The following is a 24,153-nucleotide window of genomic DNA, read 5'->3' as shown; positions in this document are numbered from 1 at the left end:
GGCCTCATTGTTGGTTCTCGTAAATCCAAGCCTTCACTTCTTGAAAGTTGTACTTATTCTTAAAGTGAGGGTTTGTTGTTGGCTTGGGGAAGTCATCTAGTTTAAGCAGTTGGTACAGCTTTGTAGTGCCTATCCCCAGCGCTCTAGCAAGTTGCGCAGGCGAGAAGAACTGCTGCACCACCTGAGTTTGCATCGCTTCGATTTCTTGCTGAAACATTATGCACCTGCCTTTTCGATTAAATGCAAATCGCTATCTAGTAGCTCGCACCAAATAACACCAGCCTCACCATTAAGCTCGAACTGGTGCCAATTACCTTGTTTGCCGACGTAGATAATTTTTTCTCGCCCACATTTGAACTGATAAATTTCACCGACAGTGAGAGTCATCACTCACCATCCTTAGCCGCTTGGCTACTTGTTCCCATGCTGCACTTGATTATTTTTCCTGTTTCAGCATTAAAAGATGGAGCAATACTTCTACCCATGCCTGAACCAGAAACGACGTAAAGCACGTTGTCGTGACACTCATACCCTGTGCCGACGCGCTTACCGTTTACAACAGGTGAGCTATCATGTTCACACTTAGCAACAAACACTGAAAAACCTATGAATAGTGCAAAGAAGAAAAGAGCTTTGATTATGTTTTTAAGCAGGTCCATCATGCACCTGCCTTATTGCTGCGTTCGTCAGCCGTGATTACCCGTGTATTGTCATCAATCACTAACACCTTGCAGGTTTTAGTGATTGCGAATACCGAAAACCAAGCTGACATAAAACCAATTCCCCAAATGAAGGCGAAAATTAGCGGCGGCGTGTCGATGCTAAAGCTAAACGACGCCACCACAATTAGCGCGATTAGAAGCGATACAACAAAGCAGGTAAGCACTGCGGATATTGTGGTTTTCATGCCGCACCATCCTTAGCTGCTTGCCTTGTTATCCATTCTTCTGCAAGGTCCTCTATAAATGGCATTTCGCAACCTTCAGCCGATTCTTTTGCAAACTCGCGTATGGCATTAGCTCGAATATCGGAAAGGCAAATTTCAGGCGTTTTAGAAAGCAACTCATCTATATCTTCAGCTATATATTCAGAACCTTCGTTAAATTCAAAGGTATTACCAACAAAATACTCAAGTTGACATCTAAGCTGATTACATTGGGCTGCTAACTGGTCACGTTCTGCGGTGATTGCTTCGAGCTTTTCGCAGGCCGTAACCAGTGCATTCAGTGTTTTGTCGAACAAAGCTGGCAGCTTTTCAGCGTCAGTTTCTTTCTTAAGTTGCGCTGCTTTAGCCTGTGCGATGACCATATCTAACGTGAAATCTTCCATATCTAAGCTCATGCTGCACCTCGTAAGCCTTGCTTGCTAAAGTGGTGGTTGAGGTGAGCTAGGCACTGCTCAACCATGTCGTTGTAATTGGGTAGCTCGACGCAGCGCATGCAGTTGTGCTCGCGGTCGTAGCCTGTGGGCACCCCATGATCAAGCCACCATTGGCGCGCGAGCTGGTAGGCTTCGCGCGCTTCGTGGTTGTCAATGCAAAATGCGCCTCTATCTATTTTGATTAGCTTTTGACGGGCCAAATAGCGTAAGCGGAATAGCAACTGAGACTTGCAGATCACGCTAGTTAAATGCTCACGGTTAAATAACTTCATTGATGAAGCGTACAAAAATTCACTGTCACACTTTGCACCACTAACCGCGTATTCATTCCCTACATAGCAATCAAGCACGCCCGTTGTTACCGTGCGCAACTGCATTTGCCAAATGCACTGCATCAGTTCTTCGTCTGTAATCTTCATATCAACCCCTTAGCCTCAAGCACTGGGTAAATCATTAAGATAAATAGCGTTACTACAATGCCGATCATCGCCCACGTTCCGCGCGATTCTTCGCTGTCGTCAGGTTCGTTCATGCTGCCTCCTGTTTATTCGCCGCCGCTGCAATCATATCTAGCATCACTTGGCCGTCGCGGAGTAGGTCATCGCGGTTTACATAGCTCATACGCTCGCCGCGCCATGTCTTATCGAATACCGCAATCGCACAGGCGAATCCGGCGCTTGATGATTCCTGCGTTTTGTCGGCTGGTACAAACCATTCGGGTAGGTCAAAGCTAATGCGCCCACGGATAAAACAGACGTGATCTGCTTCTTCCGGCCACCAGACTTCCGATGTGGCCGCTTTGATGAGATAAACAAACTTGGCGCCCTTGTCGCGCTCGATCATCGACTTATCGATAATGTTGCGCATACCAGTAATCGCTTGCTTATCTTCGTAGCTGGATCGGGAATAAGGCGGATTTGCAAACGCCTTGCCGCCTGCTAAGTCCTTAGTCCAATCTTGGGTGAGGGCGTTATCTTCAACAGTGTAATAGCGAGGGCATTTGGCGTTGTCGCCATCGCTAAACAGGTCGAGTACAAACGGGCCAAACTTTGCGAATACGCCCCAGTAAAGTGCGTCTGGCGTGCGCCATTGGTCGCCGACTTCATTTAGACGGTGAACCGTTTTACTTTTTAGTGCGCGCAACGATTCGGCATAGGTGCTTATGCTCATGGGATTATCTCGATAGGGAAAGGTTAAGAGTTTTTAACTGTTATTTTTTATCAGTTAAGCGAGCGGCTATTTGTTGATATCTGCGAGCAGTGCTTCTAGCTCTGCTATCCGGGCGTTGGCTTGATTGAGTTTTGCAATGTGCTTCTCCCAATCAAGCTGTTTGATGGCTTCGACGATGGCTGCGTGTTGTTCGAGGGTATCTGCACCACGGCTTACATTGCCGTGCTTGATGCCTCTCAGTTCTGCCGCGTTGCCTGAGCTAACGCCTTTAACGTAGTAATCAAAGAGGGCTGAGCTAATCGGCTCCTTGATTTTGGTTAGGCTAAGTAGCAGCTTAAAGCGCTCGGCCGACTCACCGCCTTGAATAAGGTGGTTCATGCTGCCTCCGCATCTTTATCTATTTGGCTTATTTGCCGCATACCAATCTCAAAATATCTAGGTGCTTTTTCTATACCGACAAACTTTCGGCCAGTGTTTAGTGCTGCAATACCGGTAGTGCAAGAACCGAAGCAAAAATCTAAAACAGTGTCGTTTGGATTGCTGTAGGTTTTGATTAACCATTCAGCTAAAGCCATCGGCTTTTGAGTTGGATGTAACTTTCTGCGCTGCTTATCAGATGAGAAAAACTGAACAGAACGAGGGTAACGGCTAGTGCTGTCGTAAATAGCTCCTTTTGGTCCTTCTCCATAGCACTCGCTACCTGTTTTCTTTCTTGATGCTGTTTTTCTTGGGTGTCCTTGGGTCATTTGCGGGTTATAAGTTCCTGAACCATCACAAAAAACAAGAACGTGCTCATGTGCTCTCATTAGTTGCTTTTTAGCATTGTAAAAGCCTGTTGCGTTCCCCTTCTCCCAAACTATTTCTTCCTTAAACCACGGCAAGTTTGAACAAGTTAGAACTGCAGTAAACGGTTGTGCCCCATGGAGCAGTACAACTCCATTTGGCTTAATAACACGCTTTATCAACTCCCACATTTGGGTTATATCGATAATTGCATCCCATGAGCATTGAGTAACTTCATAAGGAACATCGGCTAAAACTAAATCAATACTGCTATCTTGAATAATGCTTCCAACTTCGAGGCAGTCTCCCAAGATAAGTCGAGCATTTTCTGATTTAAATTGCTCCATCATTCCCCCTTACAAACTTGAATTATCCGCTCACATTGGGCCGTATCTGACCAGCCAATGTGACATTTTGATTTTTCGATACCGAGCTGCTGCGCTAGCCAGTGATAGCCGTCATTCCTGCTCATGCCGCGCGATTGCCAATAGCGGTTAAAGGCGGCTTTTGCTTTGGTGCGCGCTTTGCGGGTTGTGCCATCGGCCAGCGTACCTAGTGGCAGGTTGGTGAATGGGTGCATGCCTACGTAGGCGTCGCAGTCCTCACAGGCATAAACCCAAGGCCATTCGCCGTATTGCTTGCCGCCGTATATAACCTGGTGATGAGTGATATTCACCAGTCCTCGGCAGTATGGGCAAATGCAGGGTATTTCTACCCTGTCTTTGACTCGCTTTAGCGCGCGGCGGCTTGGATTCCACGGCGTTTTGCCGTGGGTATCCAAAGGCGTTAGCGGCTCTGAGCAGTGTTTATTAGGCCTCATAAACTACCCACTCCATTTTAGGTTTGCGTGTTTTAGGGTTTAGCTCGCCTTCTTTGCGGTGCATGATTAAAAGCCGCGCTTCTTCTTTAATCAGGCTCATGTAATCGCGGCAGATTGCAGGGGTTTAAAGGTCGTGGCTAAGCTGTTTAGGTTTAGCGGTGCGTAGCTGGTGGGTTATTTCATCAGCTAAGGCTTGCTGATACTCGGGCTCGGTGAGTTCAATACTCTTTTTGCCCACTTTTTTAACGCGCTTAACCTTGCGCTTTGCCAGTTGCTCCGCTTGGCTGCGGGTTATGCCAAATACTCTAAACATGGCTAACCCCTTACTAACATGCGGTCGATGCGCTTAGCGTGCTCGATGGCGCGCAGTTTGTTGCTGGTAAAGCGCGAACCTAACAATGCCCAACCATGCTTAAACGCTTTAACCGTGGCTTGACCTACCAGAATATCTCCACGTTTGCAGCCTTCGGATTTTGGCGCTTCGATTGCGCAGGCGCCGATGCCGCGATGATATTGCCTTGCTCTTGCCATGATGATTCTCCAATTTTTTAAAAATAAGAGTCCTATCGCGGCAGGCTAGGCGCTTGCCGCGCTTAGGTTTTTAATGGGTTGAAGTGAGTCACGCGCTAGTAGTTGGCGCGTTAATAACTGATAGTCATTGCGCCGAGTTCGCCTTTAGCAGCAGCGGTAATAATGACCTTGCTTAGCTCCTCAGTTGCACCAAGGGCGATAAGATGCTGCATAACTGTTTGGTTAATCTTGCGGCGGTGCTCAACATTAGCGGCTTTGCGGTCGGCTTCTTCTTTGGCTTGGCGTTCTGCCGCTTCTTTGGCTTCTTGCTCTCGTTGGATGCGAGCGCGTTCATTAGCGGCGGCTTGCTCCGCTGCTTGTTGCTCGCGTTGTTTTGCTGCTTCTTGCTCACGGATAGCCGCATAACGTTGCTGTTCTTCACGCTGTATCGCTTCCTGCTTTTCTCGCTCCGCTTGCTCGATTTTCGCCTTTGCCGCCGTTTCTGCATCCGCTTTAGCTTTCGCCGCGGCTTCTTCGGCAATCTGTTTTTCACGGGCTAGGCGTTCTTGCTCGGCTTGCGCGTCGGCTTTGCGCTGGTTGTCTGACTCAATGAGCGCGGCTTGATAGGCCAGCGTCATTTTTTCAACGGTTTGTGCTTTGGCAGCTTGGCCAGCTTCTTTCATCGACTCAAAATCGTCGCCAACTGGCTCGGCTTTAATGTCATCAAGCACGGCTTTGATAAAGTCGGCGCGCTCATGCAGGTTACTCGGCATGTTTTCAAGCATGCTTTGGTATTCTTCGCCAAAGTAATCAACCTTGGATTGCAGGCGTTCTTGATTGGCGCGCTGTTCTTCTTCCCATTTGGTTAGTGGGGCGCGCACTTCATCGCGTAGGGCGTCGCAGGAATCGACAAACGCTTTCAGGTTTTGCTCAACCGGCTTCACCACGGCTTTAATGTGTTTAAGGTAGGCGCGCCCGGGCTTTTCGATGGCGGTTTTGCTACGGCTTACGCTGGCAGCAAGCGAGGCGATACGGTCGCGGCCTTTGGTGGTGGTTAGATCTGGCACTTCATTAACACTGGCTTTGATGTGCTCAATGTAGGGCGTTAATGAGTTTGCTTCGGTGTAAAGCAATGGCCCGAGTTCGACGGCCTTGGCTTCGGTGATTTCATCCAGCGGAACGGGCAGGTTAGTGGTTTGTTCTGGCGCAGTTGCTTGAACATTTTTAGGGGATTTTGCGGCCATGACTGGCTCCTTAATTAATTTTAGATAAAGCAAAGCCACAGCGCGCTAACTGCGCGCCGTGAATGAGTGTTTGGTGGGGTGGTTAAGCTAGGTTAGTCGTTGTACCAGTTAGTTTCGTAGCTTGACGCATAAAGACCTTGGTCAAACTCGATTTTTCCTTGCATGGCGTAGACGTTGAACAGAATTTTTTCAAAGCCGTATTGACGGCCCATGCTGAGCTGTTCGCCTGCTTTACGCCCGTTAATCCGCAAACCGATGATTTTCCATTTGCCTGATTCTTTATCTTGGCTTAGGTGTAAATCGAACTCGCAGTCGTGTTTTGATCTATCGCTTTCTTTGTCAAGGTAGATATGTGCCCATTTCCCATAGGTATTATCTTCTTCGATAATTAGCGTGATTTCTCCTTCATAATCATCATCTTTGTATTCGCGACTTTCTGCTAACACCTTTTCTACCAGCCACGATAGAGTGATTTGCTCAGGCAATTCGCTAAGTAATTCCTTAAGCTCATTATCTAGAATGGCAGCAAGGCGGTTATCGTAAAACTGTTGGGTGGCCAGCTTGAGGCGGTTAGTCACGTATTCGTGATAGGTAGGTAGATCCTCAATACTTTCAAGCTGCGGCATTATCGCCTTGGCAAACTGCTCTTTAAGCACCTTGCCAACATCGCCATAACTTTGAAAGCAGTCTCTAGCAGCATCATCAATTAGCTTGTCAGCATACTTGCCAATTGCTTGCTCAAGCGCGCCAGACTGAATGCGTTGCTGCAGCACTTGGCCGAACATTTCTTGCACTGTGGCAGTCATAGGGTTAACGGTTGGCTCAAATTCTTGTTGGTTTTCCATTGTAAGAGGTCCTTTAGCTATGATAACTCAGAGCATGGTGATTGATTGGTGGATTAAGCGGCTTTATTCGCGCCGAGTACGATGGCTTTGTAGACTTCAAAGCAGGCTTTAGTGTCGGCCATGGCGCTGTGAGCGTTTTCGAGTTTTTTGCCAGTAAAATACTCGTAGGCTTCTTCTAGTTTTGGTGACTTAAAGCCATACCGCGTTTTAGGTTGCATCTGCATGATTGGCTTAGCCATTGCCATGGTGCATTCAAAATTATCTTTATTGGCCCAAGCCTCTTGCGTGGCTTCATCGCTATAGCGCTTGGTGGCAATGCGGATAATGCGCTGGTCAAAGGTTTTGTTGTGGGCGATACGCAACGCGCCTTGCGCCATTTCGAGCAGCTGCGCTAACGCCTCTTGCTCTGGAATACCTTCATCCATGGCGCGCTCTGTGGTGATACCGTGGATTGCAGCCACTTTGTCGGGGATAATCCAACCGTTTGGCTTGATGATCACATCAAGCTCTTTAACGATTTCAAACTTATCGTTAACCAGCAGTGCGGCTAACTGTACTAAGTGAGGTTGGTGATCTGCTTCGCTCGGGGATTTCCAGTCTGGCAAACCTGTTGTTTCGGTGTCGAAGGGTAGAATTAAAGACATAAGGATTCCTTGGCGGCTATGAGCCGCCATATTAAGAGTTAAAAGGGGAAATATGATTTAGGCGACTTCGCCTGTTTCGTAGTCGATTTCAGGCTCTTTAGGTTGCAGCCGTTCTTTGCGGTTTTTGTAGATTGCGCCTAAGTGTTTCTTCTCAGAGTCGCTAACCTTGCGCGATTGAATTGCCGTGGCAATTTCGGCGGCGACTTCATCAAGCTCTTGAATCGTTGTGCAGTCATTAAGTGACAAGCTTAACTTTTCAAACGGTGATGGCAGCGCGGCTTGCGCTGGCTGCTCAGCCGTTTGCTCAGCGACTACTGCCTCTTGCTGAACTGCCGCACCGCTTAACACTTGGTTTAAGCGTGAGTCTGCGCGCTGCTCTGGCTGCGGTGTAATGTCGCGCTCAGGTCGCTCTAATTCCAATTCATCGGCAGAGTAAACGCCTAGAATTGCCTCAGGGCAATATAGGCGCGCCCACCGCTTAACCGCTAAATAAGCTAATTGCTGCTTAGGGTCGGATGCCCAAAGTGTTGAATTGCGGACCTGCGCTTGAGATAACAAAAGCTCAAGTGGTCGCGGTTCACTTTCTCCTGCTAAAGTGTTGAACACCTTAACCCCTAAGCCTTTTTCATCTGCAGGCGTCCAATTAGGCGCTTGGTATTGCTTGCCGTTCTGGTTCGTCTTGGTGATGAAATTACCAATCACTTTTGACCAGTCGCCAAAAAACTCGTAATGAAATGCACCCTGTACCGAGCCTGAGTGCTTCACTACTGCGTTAACTAACTGTGCCTCATAACCAAGCGTGCCGCTAACAACGTGGGTTTTTTGGGCAACTGCAAACGGATTCATGCGCCACAGTGCTGATTGCATCACAATTGCCATGCAGTCAGCTACGTTACCCTGCAAATGGGCTGGAACTGTTGCTTTACCGCCTGCCATGGTTTCAGCCAAGCGATACATATTGTTCATCGCGTCGAGGTTCATCATTAACTCAGTGGTGCTGGTCGGCTGGTCAATGATGACTGGTGTATGTGCTGTCATGCTGCACGCTCCATATTGATGGTGTTACTTTCGGAAAACTCGTTTTCAAGCGCATCAAGCTCTTGCGCTTCAAATGCGTTTAGTCCAACTGTTACCGCGACGTCGGTGTACGCTGGCCAGACGTTGTGCTCCATGCAGCGCTTAAGCTCGCGCATGGCTTTGCGGTACTTGAGATAACCAAGGCGCTTAACATCGGCATCGAGTATCACAGGCGCGGTGATTACAAACGGGCGGCTTGACTCGACAACGAGGAAAGCAAATTCATCGGCGCCAGCCACATCGGTATAAAGCGCATCTTGAATGTGGTAACCAAGCTTTTTAGCTTTGGCACCGAAGAAGCGCGGATCCGCACTGGCATCACTTTTAAGGTCGATAATCAGCGAACCTATCATGTAGTCAGGGCGACATTTGATAATCAGCCCTGTTTCAACGTCGCGGGTGAAAATGCTGCGCTCAGATACGCCGCCAGTGGTTAGCGCTTTGGCCTTGGGGTTTGACTCAAGCGATTGGCGCAAAATCGGCATATCGTCCCACTGGTCGGCGGTAAGTACCACTTGGCCAGCGCTATCCGCTGCGGCTTTAAAGTCATCCCATGCTTTGCTGCGGCGTACTTTGATTGAGTCAGGTTGACGCACGTAGCTTGAGGCAAACAACCAAGGCTGCAAGAATGTGGTATGCACTGCCTTGCCAAAATCAAAGTAGGATTTTTCAGGATCCGGAATGATTTTTGCGATGTACTTGGCGTGGTACTTTTGTGGACACTCAATAAACAACTTGAGCTTGCTTGAGCTCACGCCGATTGCGCCGTGGTAAATGTCATCGGGCAAGTCGTCGATGATTAAGCGTTCACCTGGCACTAACTGCTCTAAGCGCTCGTTTAGTGATTCGATGGTCCACGGTTTTGGCGCAAAGGCGGCAAAGGGGTCATCATCTTCGATTGAATCGCTTGGGTCATGGCTGTTAACTGGCTCAGGGCTGAGCGCGTCGGCATATAAGCCTTTATCGTGGTCAATTAAATCGTCGTATTTGACCGCTTCAACCTTGTCAGGCTCAACCGATTGTGACTCAACTAGCGTGCAATGGCTTTCGATGTTGCGGCGAAAGTGTTTGCGGTTGTAACCTTCGGCGGCGAGATTTGTCTCGGCTTGGCGTTCTGCGTCAGCGAGGCTATCTACTTCAATGCAGTAAGTAATACTGCAAGTGCCTTTTGGCGCACTCGCCATGGGGTTAAAGGTCATTTTAAAGAGCTTGCTCATGCTTCACCTCCACAGGTACATGTACCGATAAAAGCGTAACTTACTGGGCTTGGTTGGTTTTCATGGGTGATACCTGTTCGTAAAACCTTGGTATCTATACCGCGAGCACGAACTACCACTGAATCATCACCATCAAGCGCGATAATCTTTCCAGACACAGAATTAAAGCTGCTAGAGCGAGCTCCATGCTTAATTCTCATAAACTTAACTTTGTCACCTACAGCAAAAGTTTTTGGGTCTGGAAGTATTAGCTTTTCACATTTATTACATCTGAATTCATTCATGCCACATCCTCCAAGCTATCCAGATGCGCGTTAACCAAATCGGGCGCTATCAGGTTTGATAAACGGGTTATTTCGGCATCGATTAACACATTGATGCCGTGCGGATTGCCGTACAGATAAGCGGTTTTTAGCGCCTCGTTAATGCCATTGTTATCGAGTACGGTTTCGATAATGGTGTCTAGGTCGTGTCCTTCCACGGCAATACCTCGCTGCAGTTGGTTTTCAATCCACTCGGCTTTAGCGCTTATTGCTTCGGCTTTGGCGCTATCGAGCGCGATTGAGCGTGATAGCTGGGCAACAAGATAATCACCCGCTGCGTTGGCGTTGGTTAACATGGCAGTGCTCCCGTTAAGTCAATCCGATAAACACCGCGGCGCCGTTCTTTGCGCTCAATGTAGTTAACGGTGCGGTCAGTGGTATTGATGGCGTGCTGAACTGGTCCACCAAGCTTTGCAACTCTGGCGCGGCCTAAGCAGCTGATCCGCAGAGTGCCGATTGTCGTTAGCTTGTCGTCGATGTAGTGATACAGATAGCCAGTGAATTGGCAGAAGTGCATATCAAACGCATCGCTGAGTGGGCCGATTAAGCTGTGCTGCTCGATTGATTCAAGGCAGTTTTTAACTGCGCTATCGTTCATTGCGTCGCCATTTTTGCTAGCGAGCAGCGCAACGGTTAGCGCGTAAAGCAGTTGGTTTTCATAAACAGAATAGCGGTCGTCCATAAGTCCTCCTTGATAGGCTGTCAGTTAGTTTGTAATTCTTCATACACCCTGATAAATGCCATTGCTGAGCTAGCGTTAAAAGCGCAATACAAAATGTTGCTAATATCTCCCCTGTGAACAACAAAACATCTCCCCAACCCATCTCTAGCCCAAGTTAAGTGATTTGATTCAGACATTTGTTTCTCCTTGGCTGGCTTGTAAGTCGCATTAGTGAAGCAGTTTGTGTACGGCCTTCCGAGCTTTCGCTGTACACCAGCGCGTTGTAACGCCGTAACTCAGCACGTTGCGCACCGCGCTATTTAACCGATTGTGCAAACTGCTTCCCAATACGCCCTCGCTTGCTGTTTATTGCTAAGAGAAGCAAGGTGCATGGTGTTCTTACCACACCGCCAGAACGGGGCGGGGTTGCGCGCTTAACGGGTCATGCTCGCAGAACGTGATCAAGTCACTTAGCCGCCGCTGGTTGTTCCAGCGTTTTATCCCTTATCTGGGGGAGCAGCTATCCGGTCGCCGCAAGAGGCGCACAAGTCTATTTACGCGGATTACTATCCTCCGCCGCGTGATCCTCGGAGTAACCTAGCTTGGTTCCCTCACAAATGAGGGTGCCAAGGTTAGTTGTTCATGGGCCAAATTGTTAAAGAGCGTTAGGCGTGTAGCCTTGGTGTAATTAATTACACATCATGTGTATAAATGCGTCAAGTAAAAATACACTAAATGTGTAAAATATTTTTATGAGTGATGAGTAATCTTTTTAAGTTACTGAATTATTTGCTTTTAATATTTTTGAGGTATTTTTAAAGGCGGGTATAATAAAAAAGCCCACAGCGGGTGATGTGGGCTTGGGGTTAAAGCCAACCGATTTGATGCAGGGTTTCAAGCAATTTGCTGATAGCAAAGAGTGTTACGCCCACATTGATGGTAACTTTAACAGTGACTGGCTTTTTCATGATATGACCTGAAAATGCTGTCACCCAGCGCTGGGTAACCAAAATAAGTGATTGGCCGCCCTTGATGATTACTGTTTAGGAGAGAGCGTTAAGGTTGCGGAGCCTTAGCCTGTCAACTGACATTGATCATCTACGAGACGTTTGCGCGAACGCCTCGGGAACCCACCAAGGCAGTTAGCATTTCCGCAGATGTTGACTGTGCTTGGTGATTTCCAATTACTTCATTACTTTAATTGTGGGTAACTTATGACTACTGGATTTGTTTCGAAACTTGGGTATGCAAGAGCGCCGGATACATTGAAACCACATATCCGCTTTGCGGTTTACCATCGAGGACAGATTTGGGTATTGAGTTCTTCAACAAAAAACGGTACGGATGTCCGCTTACCTCTTCAAACTCAAGTCCCGTCAAACGAACTAATCTCTCTGGTATTTGCTGTGTTGCTGAGTCGTTGTAAAGCCAACTTGAAACAAGCCACCACTCGCCTTTATAAAAAATGGTGTCTATTAGATAAGGACAACCTTCATCGTGACCGTCTATAAACAGATATGTTTTGAACACTTCCATGATATTGCAACTCCAGTAACTTAAACAATTGTCAACAATTTTAATTTCTTCTTAAACGATTATGTTTTTCGTGGCAAAAAACACACCATTTAGAAAGTCCGTCAGTTGTTTTACTGCTTTGGTAAAATGATTTATGTCTGCGCATATTGCCGCATTTATTGCACTTTTTTAAATCTGAGTTAGCTTTACTATTTTTATTACTTTTTTTTAAGCAGCTTGTACACCACTTGGTTTTTCCATCAGGGTTTGTCGGGTGTGAACTGAACTGAGAGATAGGAAGTGTTTTATTGCAGCCGTTACAAAGCTTGCTGCTAGGAATATATCCTTGTGTAACTTCTGTTTTGTTTGTTATCGCCTTAAAGTTAAGGTCGGTTAAATTGGAGTTGTAAGGTTTGCTTTCTAATTTTACGGTATGTTCTTTTGTGTTAGGTGTTATATCTATTTCTATAATATTGTTGTAATTATATGAGTCTTTACTACCGTCGCCAGTAGGTTTTATATGCGACTTGTTAATGTTAAAGTCAACATTATCTAGTTTTTGTGTTGTTACCGTTTCTATTTCAATATAACCGTCATCTATCTGTTTTCTTTGGTATGTTTTTACTTTTCGATAGGATGAGTTTTGTTCTTTGTTATTAGCAAAGTAATAAAACACTGCTATTATTCCAAAAAATATTATCCATCCCATAGAGAAAGTCCTTTAAATTTGCATAATAAATAACAGCTATTTCAATAGTTTTATTTGAGCTTTCGAGTTGCTTCCCTAACAACGCCTATTACCGTATAGCCGTCAAGTGACACGGTTGGATATTGGGGGTTTCTAGGTTTTAAGTAATATTTGCCAGCATCTTTTACCAGTTGTTTAAATGTTGCTTCGCCATCACCATTTTTAGCAATGACATAATCATTAACTGAATAATCAATTTCAGGCTCGACGACTAAAATAGTACCTTCCATAAATTCTGGCATCATACTGTCACCTTGCACTCTGAGCGCGTAAGTATTTCTTCGCACTTGGCAAGTTGTCTGCACCCATTCACTTATATCGTTATCGTCAATTGCTAATTGCGCGTTCCCTGCTTGTACCCATGAAAGCACTGGCACCTCTCCCTTCCTATGTGGCGCTGGTTCAACATTCGTTACATGACCAGTTTTGCTTAGCAATTTATCAACGCTAACGCCTAACTTGTCTGCAATATTCTTGTATTCAGCCGAAGGTACGCCTCTGGTTTTCCAGTTGGTTAACTTTTGAGGGGTTGCGCCAATCATCTGCGCTACGTCCATCTTTTTTGTTACACCTTTCATGCCTGCTAGAGCCATGATGTTTTTATAAACACTGTCCATTAATCCTCCGATTTATAAACAATAAGTGTAAATAATGAGGCGTTACAGGTCATCAACCGTGTTGTGTAAAAATCGCATTGCGCAAATACACATGATGTGTAAAAATGAAATGCAGATAATTTAGGAGGCTGTATGAACTACAACGATTTTTGCAAGAAGCTCGGTTTTGACCGATCTAAGCCCACTGAAATTGGACGCTTATTTGATGTGAGTCCTCAGGTTGTCCATAACTGGAAAATGCGCAATAGCGTTCCGGCTAATATCGTTTTGAAAGCTATGGAAAAAAATCTGATCACCAGTGAATCACTTATCAATAATCCTGCTGCTTAAGGTGGATTATATGTTTTTCAGCAAAACAAACATGCGAAAACCGTCGGCAGTTTCTACAGATCCACTTGCTGCGGCTGCATCACTGACGGATGACCACAATATTTCAGAGGTAGCGAGGTTGCTGGGTAAGAGCCCTAAAACCTTGCTCGCCAAGCTGAACAACGATAGCGACTTCCATCAACTGCATTTAGGTGAAGCGGTGGCGATTACCCATGTAACACAGGATGCGCGCATTTTAAGCGCGTGGGCTGTAAGCATGGGAAAAGTGCTGATTGACGTACCTAAGTCTGGCATTACTGACGATGAGTTTTCAGATCTATTGCTGTTAGTACAAGAGCGGACTGGCGAGCTAGGCAAAACGATTCGCCAAGCGCGAGCGGACGGCATTATTACCGATGCCGAGTATGCCGATATTCGCAAGGCCACGATTTCAGTCGTTGAGCTGCTATTCCAAGTTGACAGCACCATTCAACAGCAAGTGCGGGAGTAGCGGTTATGGCACGGATAAGAACGGTTAAGCCAGAGTTTTGGACTGACGAAGATTTAGCAACAGTTTCCGAAACTGCGCGTCTCGTTGCAATCGGTCTACTGAATCTTGCTGACGATGAGGGCTACTTTAATGCAAATCCTAGGCTCATTGAGTGCTCTTTGTTCCCACTCACTGAGCCATCAGTGAGCATTCAAGAGTGCCTCAATCAACTCTGTGAAATTGGTTATTTACAACTCAATGAGTCCTCAAAAGGCAAGATTTTTGGTGTTATCAAGAATTTTGTAAAACATCAAAAAGTAAACAGGCCAACTCCTAGCAAAATCAAAGAGTTATTTAACAATTGTGAGCCTTCACTGAATACTCACGGAGGGATCACTGTAGGAAAGGAAAGGAAAGGAAAGGAACAGGGAAAGGAAATAATACATGGGTCATCGCCAAAAAACGGCGATAACCCGAGTGCGAAAAACAAGCCTGATTATTCATCTGAGTTTGAGCAGATTTGGCAATCGAAGCCTGAGCGCGAGGGTGGTAACAGCAAGCTGGAAGCGTACAAGGCGTACTGTGCCCGTATTAAATCCGGCGTGCCCCATGCAGATCTTGCTGCCGGTGTTATGCGATACCGAACTTATTGCGATGCGAGAAGATTGATTGGTTCTCGGATGGTTAAGCAGCTTGCTACGTTCTTTGGGCCTGATGAGCACTGGAAAGAAACATGGGCGCTTTCAGATACCGCAAACAACGACCATGCCAACGGCGGTATCGATTGGGATGTTTCCATTTTTGATCACCAATCTGACGAACAACACCAAGGCGGATACGTGATCGACGGTGAGGTGGTGCAATGAAAGATTTAACTCAAGCCATGAGTGGCGCCATTCAAGCGATGAAAACCGTGAACACTTCTGCGGCAACTGCCCAAGATACTGACACCAGAGTAGATACCATTCTAAGCGAGCTTGCCAAGCAGCTTCGCGACATAAGGCCTGCGTGGAAGCAAGCCTTGCCGACAACCGACGCAGTGCGTGGATGGAAAGCGCAAATGCGCTTGGCGATGACAGAAAACGGAATTAACTCGCTAATTCAGATTGAGCGTTGTTTGGTAAAGGCTCGCGCTGACGATAGCGCATTCTGGCCTTCTATCGGTCAGTTAGTTCAGTGGTGTCTAGGTACTGAATCCAATGAAGGTCAAATCCGCGAAGCATTTGATCGTTGTCGTACCAAGCAAAACTACGCTGACGATGTTGAGTATTCCACATGGCTTGAGGTTGGGTTTGAGTGCAAACGATTACCGATAGGTAAAGATTTTGACCTGTTCAAAACAGTGTATCTACGCAAGTTAACTATGGCTCAACGCGGGGAAATATTACCAAGTAAGGATACGCCATTACTGCAAAACCAAGCGCCAAGCGCCAGAGGGTATATCGAGGATGAAATAGCTAAGCGTATAGCTGATGGTAATCGTCCTTTAACCAGTATCGAAAAGCGTATGTCAGCACTACGCCAACAGCAGCGCACCAAGGGCAAAGGCGAAACATTTAAGTACCGGAGAGCTCATGGCTAGACCGCTTAAGGCGTTGCCCGATGATGCGCCAGATTTATACGCCTTCGTGAATGCGCCTAAGGCGGCGAATGACGAAACGGCAAAGCCTGCAACACCAAAGCCAGACATGCGCGCATTGGTTGAAGCCGCAAGAACAGCAAAACCCGTGCGCTCTATGCCGCTGTTTTATCACTGCCGCGGTGGTGAGTCTGATTTGCGTTTTGTGCAGCGCTGCATTCGCTGGATACCAGATGGGCAACGCCACGCGGTTTCTGTTGAGTACGAAAGATTGTTTTTAGCCGGCGGTCGCGATGGACGCAAAAACGCCAATACGTTTTTACACGGCTTGGCTAGCAGCTACAGAAGCCAGCAGTTATGAGGAAACTGAAATGTTAATTATCGGCATTGACCCAGATTTAGAAGCCAGCGGCGTCGCCATCGTGATCCGCAACAAGATTAACTCGCTACATAAAATGCCTTTCCCCGCGTTGATTGAGTACATCACAACACTCGCAGCGGATAACGAAATCATCGTCAAGCTGGAAGATGTAAACGCCTGGGCAGGTGTGAAGCATCGCGCAGGAACAGGGCCAGCAGCAATGCGAAAAATCTCGCAGAATGTAGGCCAAGTGAAAGCGACTGCAAGCCTCATCAAAGAAATGCTCAACTCGAAAGGCGTGGAAGTGCAACTGGTTAAACCGCTGCGCGGTGAAGTGAAGATGATGGCGAAAAAGAATCATGCCTACTTTTGCAAGCTAACTGGCTGGCAAGGTGGGCGCACTAACGAAGATACGCGCGACGCTGCGCTAATCGCATTACACGGATAAGGGGATAGTTATGTCAAGAGGCGTTAATAAAGTCATTTTGGTTGGACACTTAGGGCAGGATCCGGAAGTTAGATACATGCCCAACGGAAATGCGGTGGCCAACATCAGCGTGGCTACAAGCGAGAGCTGGAAGGACCAACAAGGGCAACAGCAAGAGCGCACCGAATGGCACCGAGTCGTGCTGTTTGGAAAGCTAGCCGAAATTACAGGCGAGTACCTGCGCAAAGGCTCACAGGTTTATATCGAGGGCAAACTGCAAACCCGTAAGTGGCAAGACCAAAGCGGACAAGACCGTTACACGACTGAAATCGTGGTCGATATGCACGGCTCAATGCAAATGCTTGGCTCGAAACCAACTGGGCAATCTCAAGCTCAAGGCCAAGGACAAGGGCAGAGCAATGGCGGTTATCAAGACCCTGCGCACCAACAGCAATACCGCGCACCTGCGCAGCAATCGGCTCCAGCTTACCAAGCTCCAGCGTATCAACCAAAGCAGCCGCAACAACGGCCCGCACCGCAGCAAAGACCAGCGCCACAACCGCAGCAAAACTTTACCCCTGATTTGGATGATGGCTGGGATGACGATATTCCCTTTGCCCCCATAGGGCTACAATACCCTGCGTTATTGCTGTGTTGTTAGAAGTTATTGATTTAAAAGAATAAATATAAAGGTTGAATAGGGCGCGCGGTGAGTTTGGCGCTTAGACTTGGCGAGACTTTGGAGAACAACGCATGTGCGTATCACTTGAAAGACTATTTTGTTTGACTTCGCAGCAGGCGATAAGCGTTGAACCGCGCGCCAGCGGCAATGGCATCTTTAGCCGCGAGGATGCTGCAGGCGTTATTGCCATGGTGCAGCACGTTAACCCGATTGGGGTGAAAGTGCTTGAGGCCAAGATTGGCGGCAATCACAACAGCCGCGCAGAGTTGGCTTACGCACTAACAGCCACGTTTGAGGCGCGGAACGTTCATCCAAAGGCAGCTAAGGCGCTGGCGTTTATGGCGGTGACTGAGGTTTGCGGCGCGCACACTTGCCCTAAGTGTAATGGTGTTGGCTCGATTGATAGTCGTGGTCGCCCTTGTCGTGCCTGCCAAGGCTCGGGGATTAAAAATGTTCGCAGCGTAACGCTGATGACTGCAACGTTTAACGGGCTGTCAGGCCTGCAAATCAGCGCGCAGCAATTCAGCCAGATTTATTACGACGTTTACATGGAGGCCATCGACGAGCTCTACCAGCAAGAAGGTGAAGCGGCGAAGTATGCGGCCAGTGTGTTGCGTTTGGTTCAAGCAGAAAGTGAGGTGGTGAATGGATAAGAATATCGTGATTATCGGCGCCTGCGGCGTTGGTAAGTCAATGCTTGGAAGGGCGTTAATGACGTTGCAGCTAAGAAATGCGGTGGTAACCGTGGCTGATATTAACGACATGAAGCCTGAGCATGGTGAAATTACAGGCGCTTGGCTTGATGAACTGATACCGCCCAAATTAGAAGATGAAGAAAGCTCACATTTCTCTCCTCGCCGCAACAAATCAGACCGCAAGCGCAACCGCGTTAACCGTTGGAGGTAGGTATGAAAACGCCTGAAGAAAAGTACATGAACGACCCTGAATATCGTCAACTTGTTCTAACTATAGAGTCGATGATTGAGCGGGCGAGGTTCACTCCATCCGAGCTTAGGGAGGCGTGTATTTTAGCCTGTATCAACTATGAAATGCGTCACGTAAGACCACTCAGTATTGACCCTAAGCTAAATGATGCGCTTATTACGCTTGAGGAGTTCACATCCGGCAGGCGTGCGAGGTAGTTATGCAAAACGATATCGAAAGACTTAAAACCATCGATTCTCACGCGTCAGGTTGTGCGCTTCCACCAAACACCACGGATGACATGACAGAATCCAAGGAGGAACGAGAGGCCTTCGAGTTATTGGAGCGTCGCCAGCGTGATCCGCAAGTTTGCGACAATTGCCAGGCGAAGATTAACGCTATAGCAGCAATCTGCAATCGCCAAGCGAAGATTAACGCCATGGCCGCGATTGCGCGCCAGTGTAAAACAACTAGCGTCGAGGGGATTTGCGCGCTGCTGGTTGATGCGGGTTATGAAATTAAAACTAATTGCTCACTTAACTGATAAATTTTGAAGGTGATTTATGACTAATGAAGAATGGGAAGAACTACTAAATTCTCGGTATGAAGAATTAATATCAGCAATAAAAACTTTAAATCTAACAGGTGAACAATCCTTTAATGACTGCAAAGAAGCTGTAAAAGGTGTTATTGGTATTAGACTACTGGATGACTCTGGATGCCGTGTGCGAAATGTCGCAGCATCTCTGTACTGGTTAAAACATGGCTCAATGACTCTCGATGAGGCAGTTACTCACCTGAACAATCTTCCGCTTGGCCTGCGCATCGCAGAATTGCAACGCGCAGAAGTGCTCGAGGCTGAGCCGGAACTTGCCGAAGCGCTAGAAACAGAAACCACTAATGACAATTCACCTATGAAAAAAGAACATTGGGATCATTTCGTTAATCTGAAACCTGATGACTACAATTACGAAGATTTAGATTCTGATGCAGATTTTTTCAAGGCGGAAGTGGCACCAGACGCAAAGTCACTCGAGCAGCTTTGCGAAGCATACGAGGAAGGTTTAGCAACTGGTGACTATCCTCCAGACGTTGTTGACTACGTTTGCGCCCTCGAGGATTTAGTCAGCGAAATGCAAGGTAAGTCGTTTAAGGACGGTTCTATGATAGGGCAATTGATGGTTGAGAGTGCGGCGCTTAAGGTGCGATTGAATGGAGGATGTTCTTATTCAAAATTTTTTAGCTACAAAGAAACTGAGGCATTTAATGATCTTCATGACGAGTTTTTTAAAAATGTAAGCGAAAAACTTTTTAGTGATGAAGAAAAATTGCTAAGAACGCTAATTACAAAGCATATCCATGATTGGGATGGTTCAATTGAATCTCTCATTGGACGATTAAATATCGTACATAGATTAAGGGATATTTCTAAAACTGTAGTAATCGATGGTAAGCCGGTTGCTGTAATATACGGGCCTAGCTACCAAGTTCAAGGCTCTAAATATTTAGGTTTAATTCAGTATAAAGAGCTAAATGAATCTTAAAGCTGTTGACATAGAAATCCGAGGGTATATGATTTTTCTATCCTGTGATTAGTGTGTCTATCGCTCACATCACAATCAAAGCCATCCTTCGGGGTGGCTTTTGCGTTTCTAGTTCCCACACTTTGCCCGGCATTCGTCGGGCTTTTTTGTTTCTGGACTCCGAGGACTCCGTGATGATTAAGACCGTTACCTCCGCAATGATTGAGGCGTTACTCGCCACTGTCGAATGCAAGACCCACATTGTCGAAGGAACGACGACAACCGTAGCAGTTGCCTTGCTGCCTATCGGTGAAACTAAATTCTCGTTAGCCACGGCAATTAGTGCTTGCGCCGATCCGCGTAAGTTTGACGCTGCGCTTGGGGCTAAGTACGCCATTGAGCAGGTGATGGCCAAGGCCAATGAGAAGCTGTGGGAATTGGAAGGCTACTGCCTTTCTAAAGAAATTAATGGTGTTGCTCCGGTTACTGACCACATCGACCGCATGATCATCGAGCACAACGAGCTAATGGCTAAGCTGGTTAAGCTGAATCAGTTTGTTGAAGGCGACAAATTTAAGTCGTTAGATAGTCGCGATCGCTTAATGTTGAGCTGTCAAGCTGCTGCAATGGAAGACTACGCCGAGTGCTTGCATGACCGTCTAAAAGATTTCGGCTGCATCTTGTTCACTGGCTCAAACTGGCCTGAGTTGGTTGAAAAGTTTGGCGGTGGTGAAGTGGTTGGCGGTCAATTCGTAACGCCTGCAGGTGATTCTTTTACAGATGGTATGTGGGTTAAGTAATCATGCGCCCACGTATCGCCGTCACTGGCCTAAGCCTTTCTGCTGCTGCGTTTATCACGCTAGTTACCTCAGAAGGATTTGCGCCAGTTGCTACCGTTCCGGTGCAAGGTGATAGACCAACTGGCGGATTTGGCTCCACGTATCACGCAGATGGTAGGCCCGTAAAGCTTGGCGAGAAATTTACCCCTATCACAGCTCTCAAAACCAGCAAAGCGCACATCGACAAGGACGAGATTAGATTTAGAGATAGCTTACCTGGTGCGTCACTTAGTCAAGCTGAATACGACCTTTACATTGATTGGGTGTACCAATACGGCATTGGCCGTTGGCTGGCTTCACCGATGCGCAAGCATGTGATGCAGGGTGAATACCGTCAAGCATGTGATGCGTTGCTGCTGCCGAAGTATCGCACTGTTGCTGGATATGACTGTTCAACTCCGGGCAATAAACGCTGTTATGGCGTTTGGCTCAGGGCGCAGGAACGGCACAAGGTTTGTGTCACTTCACTTAACTAGGAGCTTACCCATGTTTCAAACCATTAAAGACAACTTTGCGATGGCGGTGATTGCCTTGCTAACCATTGCCGTGATTGTGAGCGGTGCTATGTGGGCAGTAACGGCAGGTCAGTTATCCACGGCGAACACCAGCTTAACCAATGAAATTGCGGCCAAGGCCGTGATTCAAACCGATTTGGACAACGCAACAGTGCAGCTTAAGGCGGCTGAGATTGAAAAGGAACGATTGCGGCTGGATGCTGCGCTCACTGCTAAAACGCTCAATGTACGCGAGCAGGGACGCAATACCGTTGAAACCGAGCTGATTAATACCAAAACCAAGGCTAAGGCTGTGATGGAGAGTTCGACCGATGAAGCTGATAAATCGTGGACTGTTGCTGCTGTGCCTGATGAGCTTAATCGGTTGCTCGAGCAGCGTTCCTATTGTGCGAACCGTAACAACGACCAAGACAGTGTATGTATTGCCGCCTCAGCAATTAATGAGCGAATGCAATATTCCTCATTACACGGGCCGAACCAATCCAGATCTCTATAACTACTCATTGACACTCATCGCGGCGCTTGAACGGTGCAATACCGACTGGCAGGCGCTACATGACTGGCGAGAGGCAAAGGCTAATGAACAACCCAATAGATAATGTCAGCGAAGTCGGTAGCCAAAAGGTTGTCGCGGCTGCGTCTTATGGCGCTTCTATTACTACAGCAGCAGGAGGCGCTTTTACTGTGAACGATTTGGCGCTGTGGGGTGGATTGTTCTTGGCTTTGCTGACGTTCATCGTCAACTTAGTTTATAACGCTAGAAAGGATCGACGAGAAGCGGAGCTTACACGGCTTGAATCTGAACTTGCTAAGGCGCGTTTAGCTAAAGAGTTAAGTAATGGCTAAGCAAGAGCGAGCAGATGGTAAGCAAACCAAGGCTCAATTTGATTGGAGCTATCACAAATACACAGATATGGAACGCAAGTTTATTGCCGAGTATCTGATTGATCAAAGCAAAACGAATGCGATGATCCGCGCTGGCTCTAAGGCCAAGGAGCCAAAGAAAACAGGCTGGGAAATGTACAACCGTCCTCACGTTAAATACGCAATTGATTGGCATATCAATAATCTGTTTGAAATTGCAGGCGTTACAGTTGAGCGCATTATTCGAGAGGTTGCCGTTGTGGCCTTTGCGGATATGGAAGGCATTTATAACGAGGATGGCAGCGCAAAACCGTTTAACGAATGGCCTGAACATTGTCGCCGTGCCTGCTCTGGTATGGAGATTGACGAGCTATTTGAAGGCGTGGGTGATGACCGTGAACAAGTGGGTTTTACCAAGAAGTTTAAACAGTGGGACAAAATGAAAGCCCTTGAATTGCTTGGTAAGTATCACAAGATTTGGACTGATAAAGTGGAAGTTAGCGAGCGTCCTAAAGTGGTTGTTCGTCGCTACACCGGAAGAAATAAGGCTAAGGCACAGGAGGAGTAACAGCGTGTGTCAGAGCAAACAACTTATGAATTCCATGTCGCGGCTCAGGGCGATGTGCTTGAGCAGTATATTACAGCTCGCGGCCGTAACACTTTCATCATGGGCCCTATCGGTTCCGGTAAGACTTACGGCAGCGCCATGCGCGTATTCGACCAGATGTGCGAACAAGCGCCCAATTCGTTTGGCGTTCGTAAATCGCGCTTCGTTGCGGTGCGTAACACCTATCCTGATCTCAAAGGTACAACGATTAAGGACTGGTGCGACCTATATCACAACGAGGACTGCCAGCTAGGGAAGTTTAACCAAGACTTTCCGCCGACCCATTACCTCGACTTTGATCTGGAAGATGGTACTCGAGTCAAGGCCGAGCTGGTGTTCTTGGCTCTCGATAGACCTGATGCGGTGCGTAAGCTAAGGGGTTTGCAGGTAACAGGATTTTGGCTTAACGAAGTCAAAGAGTTATCTAAGGCCATTGTCGATATGTGCGACGGCCGCCATGGTCGATACCCAAGCGCGGCAGAAGGTGGGCCGAGTTGGCACGGGATGATAGGGGATACCAACGCCCCAGATGATGATCACTGGTATTACGAATTGGCAGAAGAAAGCCACCCAGAAGGGTGGCTTTTTTTACGCCAACCAGGTGGCGTTATCGAGGTTACCGTCGGCAAGGGTGAGCATGCAGTCACTAAATGGATTGCCAACCCAAATGCTGAAAACCTCGCCAACCTGCCGGATGGTTACTACATCAATCAGGTGCAGGGTAAAGCTGATGACTGGATCAAGATTAACCTTGCCAACCAGTACGGCACAGTTGCTACAGGCAAGCCAATTTATAAGGGCCAGTGGAATGACGTTCTGCACACCAACGCTAACCGGCTACTGCCGATTAAGTCGCATGGTGATTTGCTGATCGGTTTCGACTTTGGCCGGACGCCTGCGGCAATCATCGGGCAATTAACGCCACAAGGTAAGTTGCGCGTGCTGCGCGAGTACGTTAGCGAAAACATGGGCGTGCGCTCGTTTATGGACTTCTTAGTCCCTGAGCTTAGGCGTGAATTCCCAGCATACAGCAAGGCCGATATGGTGGCGTTCTGCGACCCGTCAGGCTGGGGAAAGTCGGGCAACGATGAAAACAGCCCGATTGAAATCATCAACATGGAATACGGCATCACCGCTTATGCGACCAGCTCTAACAAGCCGGACAATCGCTGGGAGGCGGTGCGCTTCTTCTTAACCAAGAAAATCGATAACCAATGTGCCTTCGAGCTAAGCGCCGACTGTAAAACCCTGCGCAAAGGGTTTAACGGTGGCTATCAGCTGCGCCGCATTCAAGTGGCTGGCGATGCGCGTTACACCAGTGTCGCCGACAAAAACAAATATTCGCATCCACACGATGCGCTGCAATACCTCGCCCAAGGTGCGCAGGGTGAAGTGGATTACGAGCGCACAGAACAACTTAGACAGACCGCAGCACAAACCGCCGCAGCGGATTCGTTAACCGGCTATTAGTGAGACAAC

General features: G+C 47.5%; 40 protein-coding genes. 17 read left to right on the top strand and 23 right to left on the bottom strand.

The window, feature by feature from the left end; genetic code table 11:
• Positions 1-4 precede the first annotated feature (4 nt).
• The 23 genes from ACUZ8J_RS13465 to ACUZ8J_RS13355 form a co-directional block, all read right to left on the bottom strand.
• A complete protein-coding gene (locus tag ACUZ8J_RS13465) occupies positions 5-217 on the bottom strand; it encodes a hypothetical protein (RefSeq protein WP_446694110.1) in 213 nt (70 codons plus the stop codon).
• On the bottom strand, positions 217-390 hold the full coding sequence (locus ACUZ8J_RS13460) for a hypothetical protein (RefSeq protein WP_446694109.1): 174 nt from the start codon (positions 388-390) through the stop codon (positions 217-219). Before ACUZ8J_RS13460 ends, ACUZ8J_RS13465 begins: the two co-directional genes overlap by 1 nt.
• Complete coding sequence (locus ACUZ8J_RS13455) at positions 387-662, bottom strand: hypothetical protein (protein ID WP_446694108.1); 276 nt, start codon at positions 660-662, stop codon at positions 387-389. Before ACUZ8J_RS13455 ends, ACUZ8J_RS13460 begins: the two co-directional genes overlap by 4 nt.
• Positions 659-907 (bottom strand): hypothetical protein, encoded by a 249-nt coding sequence (locus tag ACUZ8J_RS13450; RefSeq protein WP_446694107.1) that lies wholly within the window; start codon positions 905-907, stop codon positions 659-661. Before ACUZ8J_RS13450 ends, ACUZ8J_RS13455 begins: the two co-directional genes overlap by 4 nt.
• Positions 904-1,341, bottom strand: coding sequence for a hypothetical protein (locus ACUZ8J_RS13445; RefSeq protein WP_446694106.1), 438 nt, complete (start codon positions 1,339-1,341; stop codon positions 904-906). The genes ACUZ8J_RS13450 and ACUZ8J_RS13445 overlap by 4 nt, the downstream gene beginning before the upstream one ends.
• The gene (locus ACUZ8J_RS13440; protein ID WP_446694105.1) at positions 1,338-1,799 is read right to left on the bottom strand and encodes a hypothetical protein; all 462 of its coding nucleotides are present in this window, start codon (positions 1,797-1,799) and stop codon (positions 1,338-1,340) included. The genes ACUZ8J_RS13445 and ACUZ8J_RS13440 overlap by 4 nt, the downstream gene beginning before the upstream one ends.
• A gap of 109 nt (positions 1,800-1,908) precedes the next feature.
• Complete coding sequence (locus ACUZ8J_RS13435; RefSeq protein WP_446694104.1) at positions 1,909-2,550, bottom strand: phage N-6-adenine-methyltransferase; 642 nt, start codon at positions 2,548-2,550, stop codon at positions 1,909-1,911.
• 66 nt (positions 2,551-2,616) lie between these two features.
• The gene (locus ACUZ8J_RS13430; RefSeq protein ID WP_446694103.1) at positions 2,617-2,928 is read right to left on the bottom strand and encodes a hypothetical protein; all 312 of its coding nucleotides are present in this window, start codon (positions 2,926-2,928) and stop codon (positions 2,617-2,619) included.
• Positions 2,925-3,680 (bottom strand): DNA-methyltransferase, encoded by a 756-nt coding sequence (locus ACUZ8J_RS13425; protein ID WP_446694102.1) that lies wholly within the window; start codon positions 3,678-3,680, stop codon positions 2,925-2,927. Before ACUZ8J_RS13425 ends, ACUZ8J_RS13430 begins: the two co-directional genes overlap by 4 nt.
• On the bottom strand, positions 3,680-4,153 hold the full coding sequence (locus ACUZ8J_RS13420; RefSeq protein WP_446694101.1) for a zinc-finger-containing protein: 474 nt from the start codon (positions 4,151-4,153) through the stop codon (positions 3,680-3,682). The genes ACUZ8J_RS13425 and ACUZ8J_RS13420 overlap by 1 nt, the downstream gene beginning before the upstream one ends.
• 124 nt (positions 4,154-4,277) lie before the next feature.
• On the bottom strand, positions 4,278-4,466 hold the full coding sequence (locus ACUZ8J_RS13415; protein WP_446694100.1) for a hypothetical protein: 189 nt from the start codon (positions 4,464-4,466) through the stop codon (positions 4,278-4,280).
• A gap of 2 nt (positions 4,467-4,468) precedes the next feature.
• Positions 4,469-4,684: a hypothetical protein gene (locus ACUZ8J_RS13410; RefSeq protein WP_240131203.1), complete on the bottom strand. Its 216-nt coding sequence runs from the start codon at positions 4,682-4,684 to the stop codon at positions 4,469-4,471.
• A 110-nt stretch (positions 4,685-4,794) separates the two neighbouring features.
• Positions 4,795-5,907: a hypothetical protein gene (locus ACUZ8J_RS13405; protein ID WP_446694099.1), complete on the bottom strand. Its 1,113-nt coding sequence runs from the start codon at positions 5,905-5,907 to the stop codon at positions 4,795-4,797.
• Positions 5,908-5,999: 92 nt separating this feature from the next.
• Positions 6,000-6,752, bottom strand: coding sequence for a hypothetical protein (locus tag ACUZ8J_RS13400; protein WP_446694098.1), 753 nt, complete (start codon positions 6,750-6,752; stop codon positions 6,000-6,002).
• Between the two features lie 53 nt (positions 6,753-6,805).
• Positions 6,806-7,396, bottom strand: coding sequence for a 3'-5' exonuclease (locus ACUZ8J_RS13395; protein WP_446694097.1), 591 nt, complete (start codon positions 7,394-7,396; stop codon positions 6,806-6,808).
• 57 nt (positions 7,397-7,453) lie between these two features.
• Positions 7,454-8,434 carry a RecT family recombinase gene (locus ACUZ8J_RS13390; RefSeq protein ID WP_446694096.1) on the bottom strand — a complete coding sequence of 327 codons (981 nt, stop codon included), beginning with the start codon at positions 8,432-8,434 and terminating at the stop codon, positions 7,454-7,456.
• On the bottom strand, positions 8,431-9,690 hold the full coding sequence (locus ACUZ8J_RS13385) for a PD-(D/E)XK nuclease-like domain-containing protein (protein WP_446694095.1): 1,260 nt from the start codon (positions 9,688-9,690) through the stop codon (positions 8,431-8,433). The genes ACUZ8J_RS13390 and ACUZ8J_RS13385 overlap by 4 nt, the downstream gene beginning before the upstream one ends.
• Positions 9,687-9,974, bottom strand: coding sequence for a hypothetical protein (locus tag ACUZ8J_RS13380; RefSeq protein ID WP_446694094.1), 288 nt, complete (start codon positions 9,972-9,974; stop codon positions 9,687-9,689). Before ACUZ8J_RS13380 ends, ACUZ8J_RS13385 begins: the two co-directional genes overlap by 4 nt.
• Positions 9,971-10,309: a hypothetical protein gene (locus tag ACUZ8J_RS13375; RefSeq protein ID WP_446694093.1), complete on the bottom strand. Its 339-nt coding sequence runs from the start codon at positions 10,307-10,309 to the stop codon at positions 9,971-9,973. The genes ACUZ8J_RS13380 and ACUZ8J_RS13375 overlap by 4 nt, the downstream gene beginning before the upstream one ends.
• Positions 10,303-10,695: a hypothetical protein gene (locus ACUZ8J_RS13370; protein ID WP_446694092.1), complete on the bottom strand. Its 393-nt coding sequence runs from the start codon at positions 10,693-10,695 to the stop codon at positions 10,303-10,305. Before ACUZ8J_RS13370 ends, ACUZ8J_RS13375 begins: the two co-directional genes overlap by 7 nt.
• 1,197 nt (positions 10,696-11,892) lie before the next feature.
• The gene (locus tag ACUZ8J_RS13365) at positions 11,893-12,210 is read right to left on the bottom strand and encodes a hypothetical protein (protein WP_446694091.1); all 318 of its coding nucleotides are present in this window, start codon (positions 12,208-12,210) and stop codon (positions 11,893-11,895) included.
• Positions 12,211-12,250: 40 nt separating this feature from the next.
• Positions 12,251-12,898, bottom strand: a complete 648-nt coding sequence (locus ACUZ8J_RS13360; protein ID WP_446694090.1) for a hypothetical protein — start codon at positions 12,896-12,898, stop codon at positions 12,251-12,253.
• A 50-nt stretch (positions 12,899-12,948) separates the two neighbouring features.
• The gene (locus ACUZ8J_RS13355; protein ID WP_446694089.1) at positions 12,949-13,554 is read right to left on the bottom strand and encodes a S24 family peptidase; all 606 of its coding nucleotides are present in this window, start codon (positions 13,552-13,554) and stop codon (positions 12,949-12,951) included.
• A 132-nt stretch (positions 13,555-13,686) separates the two neighbouring features.
• Here ACUZ8J_RS13355 and ACUZ8J_RS13350 point away from each other — a divergent pair, with 132 nt between their 5' ends.
• From ACUZ8J_RS13350 to ACUZ8J_RS13270, 17 genes are all read left to right on the top strand, one after another.
• A complete protein-coding gene (locus tag ACUZ8J_RS13350; protein WP_446694088.1) occupies positions 13,687-13,884 on the top strand; it encodes a hypothetical protein in 198 nt (65 codons plus the stop codon).
• 10 nt (positions 13,885-13,894) lie between these two features.
• Complete coding sequence (locus ACUZ8J_RS13345; protein ID WP_446694087.1) at positions 13,895-14,374, top strand: phage regulatory CII family protein; 480 nt, start codon at positions 13,895-13,897, stop codon at positions 14,372-14,374.
• Positions 14,375-14,379: 5 nt separating this feature from the next.
• Positions 14,380-15,219 carry a hypothetical protein gene (locus ACUZ8J_RS13340; RefSeq protein WP_446694086.1) on the top strand — a complete coding sequence of 280 codons (840 nt, stop codon included), beginning with the start codon at positions 14,380-14,382 and terminating at the stop codon, positions 15,217-15,219.
• Entirely contained in the window at positions 15,216-15,935 is a 720-nt protein-coding gene (locus ACUZ8J_RS13335; RefSeq protein ID WP_446694085.1) for a replication protein P, read from the top strand. The genes ACUZ8J_RS13340 and ACUZ8J_RS13335 overlap by 4 nt, the downstream gene beginning before the upstream one ends.
• On the top strand, positions 15,928-16,293 hold the full coding sequence (locus ACUZ8J_RS13330; RefSeq protein ID WP_446694084.1) for a hypothetical protein: 366 nt from the start codon (positions 15,928-15,930) through the stop codon (positions 16,291-16,293). Before ACUZ8J_RS13335 ends, ACUZ8J_RS13330 begins: the two co-directional genes overlap by 8 nt.
• Before the next feature lie 10 nt (positions 16,294-16,303).
• A complete protein-coding gene (locus ACUZ8J_RS13325; RefSeq protein WP_446694083.1) occupies positions 16,304-16,741 on the top strand; it encodes a hypothetical protein in 438 nt (145 codons plus the stop codon).
• Positions 16,742-16,751: 10 nt separating this feature from the next.
• The gene (ssb, locus tag ACUZ8J_RS13320) at positions 16,752-17,381 is read left to right on the top strand and encodes a single-stranded DNA-binding protein (RefSeq protein WP_446694082.1); all 630 of its coding nucleotides are present in this window, start codon (positions 16,752-16,754) and stop codon (positions 17,379-17,381) included.
• Positions 17,382-17,473: 92 nt separating this feature from the next.
• On the top strand, positions 17,474-18,055 hold the full coding sequence (locus ACUZ8J_RS13315) for a TIGR02642 family protein (protein ID WP_446694081.1): 582 nt from the start codon (positions 17,474-17,476) through the stop codon (positions 18,053-18,055).
• A complete protein-coding gene (locus ACUZ8J_RS13310) occupies positions 18,048-18,308 on the top strand; it encodes a hypothetical protein (protein ID WP_446694080.1) in 261 nt (86 codons plus the stop codon). The genes ACUZ8J_RS13315 and ACUZ8J_RS13310 overlap by 8 nt, the downstream gene beginning before the upstream one ends.
• A 238-nt stretch (positions 18,309-18,546) precedes the next feature.
• Entirely contained in the window at positions 18,547-18,870 is a 324-nt protein-coding gene (locus ACUZ8J_RS13305) for a hypothetical protein (RefSeq protein WP_446694079.1), read from the top strand.
• Between the two features lie 19 nt (positions 18,871-18,889).
• A complete protein-coding gene (locus ACUZ8J_RS13300; RefSeq protein ID WP_446694078.1) occupies positions 18,890-19,870 on the top strand; it encodes a hypothetical protein in 981 nt (326 codons plus the stop codon).
• 173 nt (positions 19,871-20,043) lie between these two features.
• Positions 20,044-20,649, top strand: a complete 606-nt coding sequence (locus ACUZ8J_RS13295; protein ID WP_446694077.1) for a Gp49 family protein — start codon at positions 20,044-20,046, stop codon at positions 20,647-20,649.
• 2 nt (positions 20,650-20,651) lie between these two features.
• Positions 20,652-21,164: a glycoside hydrolase family protein gene (locus ACUZ8J_RS13290; RefSeq protein ID WP_446694076.1), complete on the top strand. Its 513-nt coding sequence runs from the start codon at positions 20,652-20,654 to the stop codon at positions 21,162-21,164.
• 350 nt (positions 21,165-21,514) lie between these two features.
• Positions 21,515-21,802, top strand: a complete 288-nt coding sequence (gene lysC, locus ACUZ8J_RS13285; protein ID WP_446694075.1) for an Rz1-like lysis system protein LysC — start codon at positions 21,515-21,517, stop codon at positions 21,800-21,802.
• Positions 21,783-22,049, top strand: coding sequence for an HP1 family phage holin (locus tag ACUZ8J_RS13280; protein WP_446694074.1), 267 nt, complete (start codon positions 21,783-21,785; stop codon positions 22,047-22,049). The genes lysC and ACUZ8J_RS13280 overlap by 20 nt, the downstream gene beginning before the upstream one ends.
• The gene (locus ACUZ8J_RS13275; RefSeq protein ID WP_446694073.1) at positions 22,042-22,635 is read left to right on the top strand and encodes a terminase small subunit; all 594 of its coding nucleotides are present in this window, start codon (positions 22,042-22,044) and stop codon (positions 22,633-22,635) included. The genes ACUZ8J_RS13280 and ACUZ8J_RS13275 overlap by 8 nt, the downstream gene beginning before the upstream one ends.
• Positions 22,636-22,641: 6 nt before the next feature.
• Positions 22,642-24,144: a hypothetical protein gene (locus ACUZ8J_RS13270; protein WP_446694072.1), complete on the top strand. Its 1,503-nt coding sequence runs from the start codon at positions 22,642-22,644 to the stop codon at positions 24,142-24,144.
• Positions 24,145-24,153: the final 9 nt, after the last annotated feature.

The sequence above is a fragment of the Shewanella sp. Koi 1 genome, from assembly GCF_052907445.1.
The sequence above is the reverse complement of the archived record's forward strand: the minus strand, read 5'-3'. Positions and strand labels throughout refer to the sequence as shown.

Coding starts and splice junctions, on each gene's coding strand:
- ACUZ8J_RS13465 (WP_446694110.1), bottom strand. CDS start 217: ATGTTTCAGCAAGAAATCGAAGCGATGCAAACTCAGGTGGTGCAGCAG.
- ACUZ8J_RS13455 (WP_446694108.1), bottom strand. CDS start 662: ATGATGGACCTGCTTAAAAACATAATCAAAGCTCTTTTCTTCTTTGCA.
- ACUZ8J_RS13450 (WP_446694107.1), bottom strand. CDS start 907: ATGAAAACCACAATATCCGCAGTGCTTACCTGCTTTGTTGTATCGCTT.
- ACUZ8J_RS13445 (WP_446694106.1), bottom strand. CDS start 1,341: ATGAGCTTAGATATGGAAGATTTCACGTTAGATATGGTCATCGCACAG.
- ACUZ8J_RS13440 (WP_446694105.1), bottom strand. CDS start 1,799: ATGAAGATTACAGACGAAGAACTGATGCAGTGCATTTGGCAAATGCAG.
- ACUZ8J_RS13435 (WP_446694104.1), bottom strand. CDS start 2,550: ATGAGCATAAGCACCTATGCCGAATCGTTGCGCGCACTAAAAAGTAAA.
- ACUZ8J_RS13430 (WP_446694103.1), bottom strand. CDS start 2,928: ATGAACCACCTTATTCAAGGCGGTGAGTCGGCCGAGCGCTTTAAGCTG.
- ACUZ8J_RS13425 (WP_446694102.1), bottom strand. CDS start 3,680: ATGGAGCAATTTAAATCAGAAAATGCTCGACTTATCTTGGGAGACTGC.
- ACUZ8J_RS13420 (WP_446694101.1), bottom strand. CDS start 4,153: ATGAGGCCTAATAAACACTGCTCAGAGCCGCTAACGCCTTTGGATACC.
- ACUZ8J_RS13415 (WP_446694100.1), bottom strand. CDS start 4,466: ATGTTTAGAGTATTTGGCATAACCCGCAGCCAAGCGGAGCAACTGGCA.
- ACUZ8J_RS13410 (WP_240131203.1), bottom strand. CDS start 4,684: ATGGCAAGAGCAAGGCAATATCATCGCGGCATCGGCGCCTGCGCAATC.
- ACUZ8J_RS13405 (WP_446694099.1), bottom strand. CDS start 5,907: ATGGCCGCAAAATCCCCTAAAAATGTTCAAGCAACTGCGCCAGAACAA.
- ACUZ8J_RS13400 (WP_446694098.1), bottom strand. CDS start 6,752: ATGGAAAACCAACAAGAATTTGAGCCAACCGTTAACCCTATGACTGCC.
- ACUZ8J_RS13395 (WP_446694097.1), bottom strand. CDS start 7,396: ATGTCTTTAATTCTACCCTTCGACACCGAAACAACAGGTTTGCCAGAC.
- ACUZ8J_RS13390 (WP_446694096.1), bottom strand. CDS start 8,434: ATGACAGCACATACACCAGTCATCATTGACCAGCCGACCAGCACCACT.
- ACUZ8J_RS13385 (WP_446694095.1), bottom strand. CDS start 9,690: ATGAGCAAGCTCTTTAAAATGACCTTTAACCCCATGGCGAGTGCGCCA.
- ACUZ8J_RS13380 (WP_446694094.1), bottom strand. CDS start 9,974: ATGAATGAATTCAGATGTAATAAATGTGAAAAGCTAATACTTCCAGAC.
- ACUZ8J_RS13375 (WP_446694093.1), bottom strand. CDS start 10,309: ATGTTAACCAACGCCAACGCAGCGGGTGATTATCTTGTTGCCCAGCTA.
- ACUZ8J_RS13370 (WP_446694092.1), bottom strand. CDS start 10,695: ATGGACGACCGCTATTCTGTTTATGAAAACCAACTGCTTTACGCGCTA.
- ACUZ8J_RS13365 (WP_446694091.1), bottom strand. CDS start 12,210: ATGGAAGTGTTCAAAACATATCTGTTTATAGACGGTCACGATGAAGGT.
- ACUZ8J_RS13360 (WP_446694090.1), bottom strand. CDS start 12,898: ATGGGATGGATAATATTTTTTGGAATAATAGCAGTGTTTTATTACTTT.
- ACUZ8J_RS13355 (WP_446694089.1), bottom strand. CDS start 13,554: ATGGACAGTGTTTATAAAAACATCATGGCTCTAGCAGGCATGAAAGGT.
- ACUZ8J_RS13350 (WP_446694088.1), top strand. CDS start 13,687: ATGAACTACAACGATTTTTGCAAGAAGCTCGGTTTTGACCGATCTAAG.
- ACUZ8J_RS13345 (WP_446694087.1), top strand. CDS start 13,895: ATGTTTTTCAGCAAAACAAACATGCGAAAACCGTCGGCAGTTTCTACA.
- ACUZ8J_RS13340 (WP_446694086.1), top strand. CDS start 14,380: ATGGCACGGATAAGAACGGTTAAGCCAGAGTTTTGGACTGACGAAGAT.
- ACUZ8J_RS13335 (WP_446694085.1), top strand. CDS start 15,216: ATGAAAGATTTAACTCAAGCCATGAGTGGCGCCATTCAAGCGATGAAA.
- ACUZ8J_RS13330 (WP_446694084.1), top strand. CDS start 15,928: ATGGCTAGACCGCTTAAGGCGTTGCCCGATGATGCGCCAGATTTATAC.
- ACUZ8J_RS13325 (WP_446694083.1), top strand. CDS start 16,304: ATGTTAATTATCGGCATTGACCCAGATTTAGAAGCCAGCGGCGTCGCC.
- ssb (WP_446694082.1), top strand. CDS start 16,752: ATGTCAAGAGGCGTTAATAAAGTCATTTTGGTTGGACACTTAGGGCAG.
- ACUZ8J_RS13315 (WP_446694081.1), top strand. CDS start 17,474: ATGTGCGTATCACTTGAAAGACTATTTTGTTTGACTTCGCAGCAGGCG.
- ACUZ8J_RS13310 (WP_446694080.1), top strand. CDS start 18,048: ATGGATAAGAATATCGTGATTATCGGCGCCTGCGGCGTTGGTAAGTCA.
- ACUZ8J_RS13305 (WP_446694079.1), top strand. CDS start 18,547: ATGCAAAACGATATCGAAAGACTTAAAACCATCGATTCTCACGCGTCA.
- ACUZ8J_RS13300 (WP_446694078.1), top strand. CDS start 18,890: ATGACTAATGAAGAATGGGAAGAACTACTAAATTCTCGGTATGAAGAA.
- ACUZ8J_RS13295 (WP_446694077.1), top strand. CDS start 20,044: ATGATTAAGACCGTTACCTCCGCAATGATTGAGGCGTTACTCGCCACT.
- ACUZ8J_RS13290 (WP_446694076.1), top strand. CDS start 20,652: ATGCGCCCACGTATCGCCGTCACTGGCCTAAGCCTTTCTGCTGCTGCG.
- lysC (WP_446694075.1), top strand. CDS start 21,515: ATGAAGCTGATAAATCGTGGACTGTTGCTGCTGTGCCTGATGAGCTTA.
- ACUZ8J_RS13280 (WP_446694074.1), top strand. CDS start 21,783: ATGAACAACCCAATAGATAATGTCAGCGAAGTCGGTAGCCAAAAGGTT.
- ACUZ8J_RS13275 (WP_446694073.1), top strand. CDS start 22,042: ATGGCTAAGCAAGAGCGAGCAGATGGTAAGCAAACCAAGGCTCAATTT.